This is a genomic window from Nonomuraea sp. NPDC049758 (genome assembly GCF_040674635.1).
Taxonomy (GTDB): domain Bacteria; phylum Actinomycetota; class Actinomycetes; order Streptosporangiales; family Streptosporangiaceae; genus Nonomuraea.
Genome location: NZ_JBFAMZ010000011.1, coordinates 102276 through 114388 on the forward strand (window position 1 = coordinate 102276; position 12113 = coordinate 114388).

General features: G+C 73.7%; 11 protein-coding genes. All 11 read left to right on the forward strand.

What is annotated here, in order from left to right; translation table 11 throughout:
• The first annotated feature begins 12 nt into the window (after nucleotides 1-12).
• The 11 genes from AB0J46_RS27970 to AB0J46_RS28020 are packed head-to-tail and all read left to right on the forward strand — an operon-like array spanning nucleotide 13 to nucleotide 11987.
• Nucleotides 13-231 carry a phosphopantetheine-binding protein gene (locus AB0J46_RS27970; RefSeq protein WP_364336929.1) on the forward strand — a complete coding sequence of 73 codons (219 nt, stop codon included), beginning with the start codon at nucleotides 13-15 and terminating at the stop codon, nucleotides 229-231.
• On the forward strand, nucleotides 228-1556 hold the full coding sequence (locus tag AB0J46_RS27975) for an FAD-dependent oxidoreductase (RefSeq protein ID WP_364336931.1): 1329 nt from the start codon (nucleotides 228-230) through the stop codon (nucleotides 1554-1556). Before AB0J46_RS27970 ends, AB0J46_RS27975 begins: the two co-directional genes overlap by 4 nt.
• Complete coding sequence (locus AB0J46_RS27980) at nucleotides 1549-3246, forward strand: class I adenylate-forming enzyme family protein (protein WP_364336933.1); 1698 nt, start codon at nucleotides 1549-1551, stop codon at nucleotides 3244-3246. Before AB0J46_RS27975 ends, AB0J46_RS27980 begins: the two co-directional genes overlap by 8 nt.
• Nucleotides 3243-4622 (forward strand): lysine 2,3-aminomutase, encoded by a 1380-nt coding sequence (locus AB0J46_RS27985; protein ID WP_364336935.1) that lies wholly within the window; start codon nucleotides 3243-3245, stop codon nucleotides 4620-4622. The genes AB0J46_RS27980 and AB0J46_RS27985 overlap by 4 nt, the downstream gene beginning before the upstream one ends.
• Nucleotides 4619-5647 carry a hypothetical protein gene (locus AB0J46_RS27990; RefSeq protein ID WP_364336937.1) on the forward strand — a complete coding sequence of 343 codons (1029 nt, stop codon included), beginning with the start codon at nucleotides 4619-4621 and terminating at the stop codon, nucleotides 5645-5647. The genes AB0J46_RS27985 and AB0J46_RS27990 overlap by 4 nt, the downstream gene beginning before the upstream one ends.
• A 5-nt stretch (nucleotides 5648-5652) precedes the next feature.
• Nucleotides 5653-6882, forward strand: a complete 1230-nt coding sequence (locus AB0J46_RS27995; RefSeq protein WP_364336939.1) for an AMP-binding protein — start codon at nucleotides 5653-5655, stop codon at nucleotides 6880-6882.
• A gap of 2 nt (nucleotides 6883-6884) precedes the next feature.
• The gene (locus AB0J46_RS28000; RefSeq protein ID WP_364336941.1) at nucleotides 6885-8141 is read left to right on the forward strand and encodes an MFS transporter; all 1257 of its coding nucleotides are present in this window, start codon (nucleotides 6885-6887) and stop codon (nucleotides 8139-8141) included.
• Nucleotides 8138-8989: an SDR family NAD(P)-dependent oxidoreductase gene (locus tag AB0J46_RS28005; RefSeq protein ID WP_364336944.1), complete on the forward strand. Its 852-nt coding sequence runs from the start codon at nucleotides 8138-8140 to the stop codon at nucleotides 8987-8989. The genes AB0J46_RS28000 and AB0J46_RS28005 overlap by 4 nt, the downstream gene beginning before the upstream one ends.
• Complete coding sequence (paaI, locus tag AB0J46_RS28010; protein WP_364336946.1) at nucleotides 8986-9396, forward strand: hydroxyphenylacetyl-CoA thioesterase PaaI; 411 nt, start codon at nucleotides 8986-8988, stop codon at nucleotides 9394-9396. The genes AB0J46_RS28005 and paaI overlap by 4 nt, the downstream gene beginning before the upstream one ends.
• Entirely contained in the window at nucleotides 9393-10706 is a 1314-nt protein-coding gene (locus tag AB0J46_RS28015; protein WP_364336948.1) for an MFS transporter, read from the forward strand. Before paaI ends, AB0J46_RS28015 begins: the two co-directional genes overlap by 4 nt.
• A 24-nt stretch (nucleotides 10707-10730) precedes the next feature.
• On the forward strand, nucleotides 10731-11987 hold the full coding sequence (locus AB0J46_RS28020; protein WP_364336950.1) for a hypothetical protein: 1257 nt from the start codon (nucleotides 10731-10733) through the stop codon (nucleotides 11985-11987).
• Nucleotides 11988-12113 lie beyond the last annotated feature (126 nt).

A 12113-nucleotide genomic window follows, 5' to 3' on the forward strand; every position in this document is an offset into this window, starting at 1 on the left:
GAGATCATGCACGTGGACGTCACCGCCGTCTCCGACATCTTCCGGCGGGTACTGGAAAACCCCAAAATAACGGATGATTCCGACTTTTTCGTCTTGGGTGGGGATTCGCTGCTCGCCACCCGCGTCCTCAGCGCGATCGCCCGCGACTGCGGCGCCGAGCTGGACTTCGACGACTTCCTCGACGCGCCCACCCCGGCCGCGCTGGCCAAGAAGATCGCGAGCCTGGCATGAGGGTCGTCGTCGTGGGAGCGGGCCTCGCGGGGCTCACCGCCGCCGCCGACCTGGCCGCGTCCGGCGCCGAGGTCACCGTGATCGAGGCCAGGGACCGCGTCGGCGGGCGTACGCACGGCATCGAGGTCGCCCCCGGCGGCTGGGCCGACGCGGGCGCGGCGTACCTGGGGGAGCGGCACACCGCGCTGACGGCCCTGCTGGCCGAGCTGGACCTGAAGACCACCCCGGCCACCGTGGGCGGCGCGGCCAGGTTCGCGCTCGGCGGCGAGCCCGGGACCGGCCGGTTCCCGCCCCTGTCGGCGGTCGCGCTGGGCGGCCTGTTCGACGCGCTGGAGGAACTGGCCGCCGCCGTCCGCCCCGAGGCCCCCTGGCTGACGCCGGACGCCGCCCGCCTGGACGCCACCACGGCGGCGGACTGGGCCGCCGAGCACCTGACGCATCCGGACGCGCGGCTGTTCTTCCCGCTGTTCGCCGGCGAGATGATGGCCGCCGACCCGGCGGACGTGTCCGTCCTGCACCTGGCCTTCTACCTCCGCTCGGGCGGCGGGCTGCGCTACCTGAACGCCTTCGCGGGCGGAGCGCAGGAGGACCGGATCGACGGCGGCGCCCACCAGGTGTGCCTGCGCCTGGCCGCCCGGCTCGGCGACCGGGTGCGTCTCGGCGAGCCGGTGCGCGCGGTCCACCAGGACGCGACCGGCGTGGACGTCGTCACCGCGACCGGCGCCACCAGGGCGGACGCGGTGGTGGTCGCCGTGCCGCCGGTGCTGGCCGACGCCGTGGAGTTCCGGCCGGGCCTGCCCGCGCCGCGGTCGGGCCCGCGTACGGCGCCCGGCTGCGCGGTGAAGGTGCACCTGGTCTACCTCGCGCCGCTCTGGCGCGAGCAGGGCCTTTCGGGCTGGTCGGTCAGCGCGGACGGCCCCCTGCTGTCCACCGTGGACGACTCGCCCGCCAATGGCTCGGCGGGCGTGCTGACCGGGTTCGTGACCGGCGCGCAGGCCAAGGCGTTCGCCGCGCTGCCCCCGCGCGAGCAGGCCGAGCGGGCGCGGGCCCAGGTCGCGCGGCTGTTCCCCGGCCTGCCCGCCCCGGACGCCTGCCACGTGACCGACTGGCTGAGCGACGAGCACAGCCGGGGCTGCTACGCGGCGCTGTTCGGGCCGGGCGACTGGCTGCGGCTCGGCCCGCGCCTGACGACCCCCCACCAGCGGGTGCACTGGGCCGGCACCGAGACGAGCACCGAGTTCTTCGGCCTGATGGAAGGCGCCATCCGCTCAGGACACCGGGTGGCCGCGGAGATCGACGCGACGTGGAGGCACATCCATGACTGACCAGACCCCGATCGCGCCCCTGGCCGTACGGCAGGGCTTCATGACCGAGCCCGGCCTCGGCGCGGGCAACTTCCTCGACCACGCGCTCGCGGCCAACCCCAACCGGTCGGTGCCGTTCATCCACAGCCACCACACCGACCACCGCGGCCAGGTCGTGTTACGCGGCCACAGCCTGACCGACCTCGCGGCCCTGCGCGACCGGTACGCCACCTGGTACCACGCCAACGGCGTGCGGCCCGGCGAGCCCGTGGGCGTCGTCGTCGCCGAGGGCCTGGAGCCGCTGCTGCACTTCCTGGCGCTCACCGCGCTCGGCGCGATCCCGGCGATGGTCAACGACGCCATGCGGGCCGACGTCATGGCCGGGTACCTGGAGCACGTCGGCGTGGTGGGCGTGGTCGCCGACGACACGACCCGGCTGCAGGTCGCCTACCGCAGCACGCCGCGCGCCCGGCCCCGGTTCGTCGCCCTGGCGGCCGAGGTACGGGCCCACGACGCGGCGTCGGGCGGGCTGCCGGAGCAGTACCCGTACCGGCACGAGCCGGACGACGTGGTGGCGCTCATCCACTCCTCCGGCACCACCGGCACCCCCAAGTCCACCATCCTCGGACACCGCAGCTTCTGGGACGGCAAACAGCTCAGGATGGTGCGTTTCCCTGCGGAGCCGTACGACCGGCTGATGTCGCTCATGCCGCACACGCACGCGGGCGGGCTCAGCTACTTCCTCACCGCGGTGCTGCTCGGGCTGCCGACCGTGATCATGTCGGACTGGCGGCGGGCCGGGGTGGAGCCGGTCATGGAGGCGTTCCAGCCGACCATGGTGGCCTCGTTCCCGCGCACGTTCGTCGAGCTGGCCACCGGCGAGCTGCCGGTCAGGGGCGCGGCCAGGGTGCACTCCTGGTTCAACACCGGGGACAGCGCCCACTACGGGCACATCCGGCGGCTCGTCCAGCTCGGCGAGCGGCCCGCGGGGCTGATCAGGTCGTGGCTGCTGCCGCGCGGCGAGGCCGCCGACCAGCCGCTGCCCGGCTCCCAGTTCGTGGACGGGCTCGGCTCCTCGGAGATGGGCATGGCGCTGTTCGGCCAGGTCACCACCCCCGAGACGCCGCGCGCCGACCGCTGCGTGGGCAAGCCGCAGGACGCGGTGATCAAGGCCGCCGTGCTCGACGAGAACGGCCGGGAGCTGCCCGACGGCGAGGTCGGCCTGCTGGGCGTGATCACCCCGTCGCGCACCCCCGGCTACTGGAACGACGCCAGGCTGACCGGCAGCTTCGAGCTCAACGGCTACTGGCTCACCGGCGACGTCGCCCGCCGGGACGCCGAGGGCGACTTCTACCACCTCGACCGCACCGTGGACGTGATCGACACCGCGGCCGGGCCGGTCTACAGCCTGCCCGTCGAGGAGGTCCTCATCGCCGACTGCGCGGACCTCGTCCAGGACTGCTCGGTCGTCGGCGTGCCGGGGCCCGAGGGGCAGGTGCCGATCGCCGTCGTACGGGCGCAGGCCGAGGCCGCCGCGGTCACCGCCGAGGAGATCAGGGAGAAGGCCAACAAGGCGCTGGCCGACGCGGGCCTGGCCACGCTGGCCGCGGTGATCCTGGCCCGTACCGAGCAGGACTACCCGCTCGGCCCCACAGGCAAGGTGCTCAAGCGCGAGCTCCGCACCCGGCACGCGGCGCTGTTCGCCGGATGAGCCCGAACGACGACACCCCCCGCCACCCCGCCGACCGCCCCTATGCGTACGCACGGCGGGCGCTCGCCGAGCCCGACTGGCGGCGGCTGCCGGGGTGGCGCGGGGTCACCGAGGCGCAGTGGCGCGACGCCCAGTGGCAGCGCGCCCACTGCGTGCGCAACGCGGCGCAGCTCCGCGCCGTGACCGGCGACCTGCTCCAGGACGCCTTCCTCGCCGACCTGGCCGCCGACGTGGCCCGGTTCGCCACCATGTCCATGCTGGTCACACCCCAGCTCCTCAACGTCATGGCGCCGGACGAACCCGGCGATCCGGCCGCGTTCACGGCGGCGTTCCTGGCCAACCCGGTCCGTCGCTACCTGATGCCGGTCGCCTCCGACCGGCACCCGGTCTGGCCGAGCCATCCGCGGGCCCAGCGGGACTCGCTGCACGAGGCCGAGATGTGGGCGGTGGAGGGCCTGACCCACCGCTACCCGACGAAGGTGCTGGCCGAGCTGCTGGCCACGTGCCCGCAGTACTGCGGCCACTGCACCCGGATGGACCTGATCGGCACCTCCACCCCGCAGGTCGTCAAGGCCAGGCTCACGCTCAGGCCGGTGGACCGGCAGGAGCTGATGCTGGACTACCTCAAGCGCACGCCCGCCGTCCGCGACGTGGTGGTCTCCGGCGGCGACCTGGCGAACATGCCGTGGCCGCGGCTGGAGGCGTTCCTGCTGCGGTTGCTGGAGCTGGAGTCCGTACGCGACATCCGGCTGGCCACCAAGGCGCTGGTCGGGCTGCCGCAGCACTGGCTCCAGCCGGCCGTGGTCGAGGGCGTGGGCCGGGTGGCGGCCGTCGCGCGGGCCCGCGGGGTGAACCTGGCCGTGCACACCCACGCCAACCACGCCCGCTCGGTGACGCCGCTGGTCGCCGAGGCGGCCGGGGCCCTGCTCGCGGCCGGCGTGCGGGACGTGCGCAACCAGGGCGTGCTCATGCGCGGCGTGAACGCCACCCCGCACGACCTGCTCGACCTGTGCTTCGCCCTGCACGGCGAGGCCGGGATCCTGCCCTACTACTTCTACGTCTGCGACCTGATCCCCAACGCCGAGCACTGGCGCACCCCGCTGCACCAGGCGCGGCACCTCCAGGAGGCCATCATGGGCCACCTGCCCGGCTACGCCACGCCCCGGATCGTGTGCGACGTGCCCTACGTCGGCAAGCGCTGGGTGCACCAGGCCGCCGCCTACGACCAGGAACGCGGCGTCTCGTACTGGACCAGGAGCCACGGGATCGGGCTGGAGCCGCCCGGCCCGGCGCGCCGCTTCCCCTTCTACGACCCGATCGACACCCTGCCCGAGCCCGGCCGCCGCTGGTGGGCGAGCCAGAAGGGAGAGTCATGAGCCCGTTGCGCCGTTTGTGCTGGATCTTCCCCGACCGGGAGTCCACCCGGGCCACCGCGATGTGGCACCCGTTCTTCTGGGACCTGTACGAGGAGGTCGCCGCCGAGCTCGGCCTGCGCTGGACCAGGAACTCCCCGGACTCGGTCACCGTGGACGCCCTGGAGCCCGGCCCGCCCCGCGTCTTCGTGGACGACGAGCCCGTCACCCCCGAGGACACGCTCTTCATCACCGCCCTGTACTCCCTGCCCTACCAGTCCATGGACGTCTTCAACCAGTACGCCCTCTACGCCGTGCTGGAGGAGGCCGGCTTCTACCTGCCGTTCCCGCCGTCCCTGTCGCCCGTGGCCAACGACAAGCTGGCCACCGTCCTGCGGCTGCGCGACTCGCCCGTGCCGCCGATCCCGACCCTGCGCATCGGCACCGGCCGGGACACCAGCAAGCACCTGTACGAGGCCGCCATCTCCGGCCTCACCTACCCGGCCCTGGTCAAGCCGTCCGGGTGGTGCGGCGGCGGCGGGGTGAACCTGGCCCGCGACTCCGAGGAGCTGCGCGGCCTGGCCAGCCTCGCCCAGGGCGGCGACACCACGCTCGTCGTCCAGCCCTACCTGGGTGACGGCACCGTGGACTACCGCGTCTACGTCGTGGACGGCGAGCCGTACGCGGTCATGAAGCGCATCCCGGAGCCGGGCTCGCCGGTCGCCAACGCCAGCAGGGGCGGCACGATGGAGTTCCCGCCCGTGCCGCCCGAGCTGGCGGCGGCCACGGCGTACTTCTACGAGCGGCTGCCCATCCCGTTTTTCTGCGTCGACTTCCTGCACGACGGCGAGCGCTACTGGTTCTCCGAGCTGGAGCCCGACGGCGTGATCGCGCCCGACCTCGGCGACCCCGCCCGCACCCTCCAGCGCGACGTCACCCGCGCCCGCTGGACGGCCTACCGCGACGGCCACGCCCGCTTCCTCAAAGACCGCCTCCCGCACGACCGCCTCCCGCAGAACCGTCTTCCGCACGACCCCGAGAGCTGGTGACCCCCATGACCGAATCGTTCTCGCTGACGTCCGCGGCGGCCGAGCCGCTGCTGCGCGTCCCGAGGCGCTCGCTGGAGCGGCTGAGGAGCGTGCCCGCGCTCGCGCCGCGCTACGAGGGCCACGAGAAGGTGCTCACGCTGGAGGACCTGGCCGCCCTGCCGCCGCTGGTCAAGGACGACCTCAACGTCGCGCTCGCGCACCTGGAGCCCAAGGCCGGACAGGGCGCGACCTGGCTCTTCCAGAGCGGCGGCAGCACCGGCGCGCCCAAGGTCGGCTACGCCCCCACCGGCTTCTACATGGACGGCGTGCACCGCCACTGGCGGCCGCTCGAACCGGACGACGTCTTCGTCAACGCCTGGGGCGCCGGCCGCATGTGGGGCGCCCACTTCCTGGCCGCCGCCTTCGCCGACCTGTCCGGCTGCCGGGTCATCGCCCTGGGCTCGGTCGGCAAGGAGGAGTACGGCGACTGGCTCGGCTTCTTCGCCGACCGGAAGGTGACCGCGTTCGGCGGCACGCCCAGCGTGCTGCGGCTGTGGTTCGCCCACGCCCGCGCGGCCGGCCTGCGCCTGCCCGCACTGCGCAAGGTGCTCTGGCTGGGCGAGGCTTGGCATCCGCAGCTCGACGAGGACCTGGCCGAGGTCGCCCCGGACGCCCGCCGCTGGGGCATGTTCGGCAGCACCGAGACCTGGGTCGCCGCCACCAACACCCCGGACTGCCCGGCCGACGTCTTCCACCCGCTGCCCGACCAGCTCGTGCACAGCGACGCCGACGAGCTGCTGGACTTCACCACGCTCAACCCCGACATGCTCAACCCGGTGCTGCGTTACCGCACCGGCGACGCCGGCCGCCTCGTCTCCTGCCCGTGCGGCCGGGACGGCAGGGCGCTGCGCGTCCTGGGCCGCCGCGACTCGGTCGTCCAGGTGCGCGGCCTCGGGCTGCACGTGGACGACGTCGTCGCCCGGGCCGAGCGCGAGCCCGGCGTGCTGCGCGCCCAGGTCCTGATCACCGAGCGGCAGGGCCGGGTCTCCGGCGTGGACGTGCTGCTGCTGACCGGCCCCGAGACCCCGCCCGACCTGCCCGAACGGCTGCGCCACGACCTCCTGGCCGCAACCTTCACCCTCAGCACGGCCTTCCAGCACGACCCCGGCTCCTTCCGCGTCCGGACGGTCGACGCGCTGATCGGCAACGACCGCACCGGCAAGACCTCCTCCTTCGTCGTGCGGGAGGAGCAGTGAGGATGCCGGGGTCGCTCGGCCGGGAGTTCGGCCTCTACTGGAGCGGCCAGACGGTGAGCCTGCTCGGCGACCGGATCACCGTGTTCGTCGTGCCGACGTTGATGATCTTCGTGTTGCACGCCTCCGCGCTGGAGGTCGGCATCGTGGCCATGGCCCAGTACCTGGGCATCCCGCTGCTCGGGCCGATCGCCGGGGTGCTCGTGGACCGGTGGGACAAGCGGCTGGCCATGGTCGTGTGCGACCTCGTCCGGCTGGTGGCGGTGGGGGTCATCCCGGTCGCGTACTGGTGCGGGGTGCTCTCGACGCCGGTGCTGTTCGTGTGCGTGGCGCTGATCAGCGGCGCGACCATCTTCTTCAACATCGGCTACCTCGTCGCCGTGCCGACGACCGTGCCGCAGGACCGGCTGGTGCGGGCGTACTCGCGGCTGGAGGGCAGCAGCACGGTCTCGGAGGTGGCCGGGCCGTCGATCGCGGCGGGCCTGTACCACCTGCTCGGCGTCGCCTCGCTGCTCGTGGACGCGGCCAGCTACCTGGTCTCGGCGGCCTGCCTGCGGGCCATGAAGCCGTGGGGCGTCACGACCGGGGAGCGGGTGCCGGTGCGCTCGCGGCTGATGCTCGGCTTCCGGCTGAACTGGGCCGACCCGGTGCTGCGCCGGGTGGTGCTGGCCGCGGTGGTGCTCAACTCGGGCGGGCCGGTCTTCGTCACGGTCCTGCCGGTGCTGGCCTACCAGGGGCTCGGCGTCTCGGTGGGCGTGTTCGGCGCGGCGATGTCGGCGGCGGCCGTCGGCGCGGTGCTCGGCGCGCTGGCCGCCCCCAAGATCAGTGACCGGCTCGGCCTCGGCCGGACCATGGCCTGGGCGCTGCTGCTGCACTGCCTGGTCGGCCTCGGCGTGCTGGCCGCGCCCGCGCTGCCCGCCGCGGCGGTGATCGGCGTGACGTTCGGCTGCTACGGCTTCTTCATGTCGTGCATCAACGTGTGCAGCGCGCCGATCCGGCAGTCGCGGATGGCCGCCGAGAACCAGGGCGTCATGCACGCCGCGTTCCGCACGGCGACCTGGGGGGTGATCCCGCTGGCCGCGCTCGCGGGCGGGTCGGCGGTCACGCTGCTGACGCCCGCGCTGGGCGTGCTCGGCGCGGCGCAGGCCGTCATGGCCGGCGGCACGCTGCTGGCGGCGTTCTCGTTCCTGCCCGCCTCGGGGATCCAGGCCCACATGGACCGGGCCGAGCCGCGGGCGCACCTGGCGGGGAGCGCGTCATGACGACTGTGCTGATCACCGGGACCTCGTCGGGGATCGGGCTGGCCACCGCGGTGACCGCCGCGCGGGCCGGGCTGACGGTGGTGGCCACCATGCGCGACCCCGGCCGGGACGGCGACCTGCGCGCGGCGGCCGACCGGGCCGGCGTCACCCTGGACGTCCGCCACCTCGACGTCACCGACCCCGCCTCGGCGCGGGCGTGCGTGAAGGGCGTGCGCGAGACGTACGGAGGGCTGGACGCGCTGGTCAACAACGCGGGCGTGTCGAACTTCGACCCGACGATGGAGATGTCCACGCCGGAGGCGCTGCGCGCCAACTTCGAGGTCAACTTCTTCGGGGTGATCGAGGTTAGCCGGGTGGCGATGCCGCTGCTGCGGGCCGCCGGAGGGCGTCTGGTGACGGTCGGCAGCGTGCACGGCGTCGTGGGCCAGCCGTTCAACGAGGCGTACGCGGCGGCGAAGGCGGCGGTCGAGGGGTTCATGGAGAGCCTGGCGCCGGTCGCGGCCGCGCACGGCGTACGGGTGAGCGTGGTGGTGCCCGGCTTCGTCTCCGACACCCGGTTCGGCATTTTTCCGGACATCAACCGGAAGACCATCCGGGCCGCCTCCGGCCCGTACGCCCCGGCCTTCGACGCCTACCTCGACTGGGTGTGCGGCCCCGGCTGGGAGGGCGCCGGCCAGACCTCCTGGCAGGTGGCCGACGTGATCGTGGCCGCGCTGACCGCCGCCGACCCGCCCTTCCGCATCCCGACCGGGCCCTGGGTGTCGCAGTACGTGGCCGGCAAGCTCGCCGACCCCGACGGCTCGGCCGTCCAGGCCATGGCCAGGACCTGGCTCGGAGCCGCCCCATGACCGCCCCCGCGCCCGCACCCGATCCGGCCTGCCGGGCGCTCGGCATCGCGCTGGAGGAGGCCGCCGGCGGCCGGGCCCGGCTGCGCATGCGCGTCACCGAGGACATGGTGAACGGGCACGGCGTCGCCCACGGCGGCTACCTGTTCCTGCTCGCCGACGCCGCCTTCGACCACGCCTGCAACAGCCGCGGCCCGGTCATGCTGGCCCACAGCGCCCAGGTGACGTTCCTGCGCCCGGCCGCCGCGGGCGACGTACTGGTGGCCGAGGCCACGGAACGGGCCAGGCACGGCCGGCACGGCGTCTACGACGTCACCGTGCGCCGCCCGGCCGGCGAGATCGTCGCGGAGTTCCGCGGCCACGGCGTCGTGGTCGCCGGCCGTCCCACCAGCGAAGGGAGAACCTCATGAACCGGCGGACCGGACGCTGGATCGAGCACTGGGAACCCGAGGACCCGGGGTTCTGGGCGGCCGTCGGACGCCGCGTCGCCACCAGGAACCTGATCTTCTCCATCTTCGTCGAGCATCTCGGCTTCGCGGTGTGGCTGCTGTGGAGCGCCGTCGTCGTCCTGCTGCCGAAGGCGGGCTTCCCGTTCACCGTCGACCAGCTCTTCTGGCTGGTCGCGGTGCCGAACCTGGTCGGCAGCACGCTGCGGCTGCCCTACACCTTCGCCGTCTCGGCCTTCGGCGGGCGCAACTGGAACGTGGCCAGCGCCCTGCTGCTCCTGGCGCCGACGGGGCTGCTGGCCTGGCTCGTCACCGATCCGGCCAGGCCCTACTGGATGTTCCTGGCCGCCGCGGCCACGGCCGGGCTCGGCGGCGGCAACTTCGCCTCCTCCATGGCCAACGTTTCCTACTTCTACCCGGAGCGGCGCAAGGGGTTCGCGCTGGGCGTGAACGCGGCCGGCGGGAACCTGGGCGTGGCGGTCGTGCAACTGCTGATCCCGCTGGTGGCGGCGGGCGGCCTGGCGTACGCCGGGCTGGTGTGGATGCCGCTCGTCGTGGCCGCCGCCCTGTGCGCGTACCTGTTCATGGACAACCTGGCCGTCGCCAGGACCGGCTTCGGCACCCAGGGCAGGGCGTTCCTGCGTCCGCACACCTGGGTCATGTCCTTCCTGTACATCGGCACCTTCGGCTCGTTCATCGGCTACTCGGCGGCGTTCCCGCTGGTCGCCCGGTCGGCGTTCGCCGAGTCCGCCTCGCCGTACCTGGCCTTCCTCGGGCCGCTGGCCGGGTCGCTGGCGCGGCCGGTCGGCGGTTGGCTGGCCGACCGGCACGGCGGGGCCAGGGTCACCTCGTGGTCGTTCGTCGCCATGGCCGCCGGGGCCGTGGCGGCGCTCGCCGCGCTCGGACGGCACAGCTTCCCGCTCTTCCTGGGCGCGTTCCTGCTGCTGTTCGTCGCCTCGGGGGCGGGGAACGGGTCCACGTACCGGATGATCCCGGCCATCTTCACCGCGCAGGCCCGGCACGGGTCGCCGGACGCGCGGCTGCGGGCCAGGCGCGAGGCCGCGGCGGCCATCGGCATCGCCTCCGCGGTCGGCGCGTTCGGCGGGTTCCTCATCCCCCGCGGCTTCGCCGTCTCGCTGGCCGGGACGGGTTCCGTCGCGCCCGCCCTCCAGGTGTTCATCGGCGCCTACGCCGTCTTCCTGGCCACCAACTGGTGGTTCTACCGCCGCCGGGTGCTGGCGCGGGTCCCGAGCCTCGCCCACAGCCGGATCTGAGCATCGACGACCAAGGAGTGACACATGCCCGCCAAGTCCCTGCGTGACCTGATCGACTTCGCCCGCCGGCACTCGCCGTTCTACGCCGAGCTCTACCGCGACCTGCCCGACGGCGTGGACGACCTCACCGCGCTGCCGATCATCGACCAGAACGCCTTCTGGGCCGCCAACACCTACCCCGACAACAGGCTGCTGACCGGCCCGCTGACCGACGCCGGCGTCTACGCCTCCGGCGGCACCACCGGGGCGCCCAAGTTCTCCCCCTGGACGCGCTCCGAGCACGCCGACTCGGTGACCGCGTTCGGCGCCGGCATGGTGCAGGCGGGGCTGCGGCCCGGCCACCGGGTGGCGAACCTGTTCTCCGCCGGCGAGATGTACGGCGGCTTCCTCTACATCGAGCACGCCCTGCACAACGCCCCCGTGGAGAACGTGCGCCTGCCCATCGCCTGCCACGCCCAGGACGGTTACATCGCCGACCTGATCGACCTGTTCGGCGTGCACGTGCTGGCGGGGCCGCCGATGAAGCTCGGCAAGGTGGCCGAGGCGGTGATCGCGCGCGGGCGCGGCGCGGACACCGTGGAGCTGCTGCTGTTCGCCGGCGACCTGCTCTTCGACGACCTGCGTCCGCAGCTCGCCAAGGCCTTCCCCGGCGCGGCGATCGCCTCGCTCGGCTACGCCTCCGTGGACGCCGGGCTGATCGGCGGCCCCGTGGCGGGCGCGGACGTGCGGGTGCACGCGGCGTTCCCCGACCGCACCCTGGTGGAACTGCTCGACGAGGTCACCGGCGACCCGGTCACCACGCCCGGCGTGCGCGGGCGGGTGGTCGTCACCAACCTGTTCAGGACGCTGATGCCGGTCATCCGCTACCCGGTCGGCGACCTGGGGGAGTGGACCGACGCGGAATGCCGGGCCTTCCGGCTGGTCGGCAGGACGTCGGAGGGGGCCAGGGTGGAGACGGTGGCGATGTCCAGCGAGGCCGTCCGGGCCGTGCTGGTCGCCGCCGACCCGGACCGGGCGATGTCGGCCATGCAGATGGTCCAGCGCCGCTGGGACGGCAAGGACGGCCTGCTCCTCCGGCTGGCCTGCACGCAGGAGCCGCCGCCCGGCCTGACCCAGCGGCTCGTGGACGCCGTGTACGCGGCCAAGCCGCTCTACCCGAAGTCCGTGGCCGAGGGGCTGGTGCACCCGCTGACCGTCGAATGGGTGCGGCCGTCCGAGCTGGTGACGCACCCGCGTACCGGGAAGGTGCTGCAGGTGGTGGACGAGCGCCCGCACCCCTGACCCCGGCCGGAGCCTCCGGCGTTGGCCGGAGGCTCCGGATTCATCCGGATTTTCCCCTCGCCGCCCGGTACCTCGTTTCTATGATGGAGACGAGCGTCCGCGGGGCGATGCTCACTCGGGCACGCA

Excerpts from the sequence above, each read along its gene's own strand:
- AB0J46_RS28005 (WP_364336944.1), top strand. The coding sequence starts at position 8,138 with ATGACGACTGTGCTGATCACCGGGACCTCGTCGGGGATCGGGCTGGCC.
- AB0J46_RS28015 (WP_364336948.1), top strand. The coding sequence starts at position 9,393 with ATGAACCGGCGGACCGGACGCTGGATCGAGCACTGGGAACCCGAGGAC.
- AB0J46_RS27980 (WP_364336933.1), top strand. The coding sequence starts at position 1,549 with ATGACTGACCAGACCCCGATCGCGCCCCTGGCCGTACGGCAGGGCTTC.
- AB0J46_RS27990 (WP_364336937.1), top strand. The coding sequence starts at position 4,619 with ATGAGCCCGTTGCGCCGTTTGTGCTGGATCTTCCCCGACCGGGAGTCC.
- AB0J46_RS28020 (WP_364336950.1), top strand. The coding sequence starts at position 10,731 with ATGCCCGCCAAGTCCCTGCGTGACCTGATCGACTTCGCCCGCCGGCAC.
- AB0J46_RS27975 (WP_364336931.1), top strand. The coding sequence starts at position 228 with ATGAGGGTCGTCGTCGTGGGAGCGGGCCTCGCGGGGCTCACCGCCGCC.
- paaI (WP_364336946.1), top strand. The coding sequence starts at position 8,986 with ATGACCGCCCCCGCGCCCGCACCCGATCCGGCCTGCCGGGCGCTCGGC.
- AB0J46_RS27995 (WP_364336939.1), top strand. The coding sequence starts at position 5,653 with ATGACCGAATCGTTCTCGCTGACGTCCGCGGCGGCCGAGCCGCTGCTG.
- AB0J46_RS27985 (WP_364336935.1), top strand. The coding sequence starts at position 3,243 with ATGAGCCCGAACGACGACACCCCCCGCCACCCCGCCGACCGCCCCTAT.
- AB0J46_RS28000 (WP_364336941.1), top strand. The coding sequence starts at position 6,885 with ATGCCGGGGTCGCTCGGCCGGGAGTTCGGCCTCTACTGGAGCGGCCAG.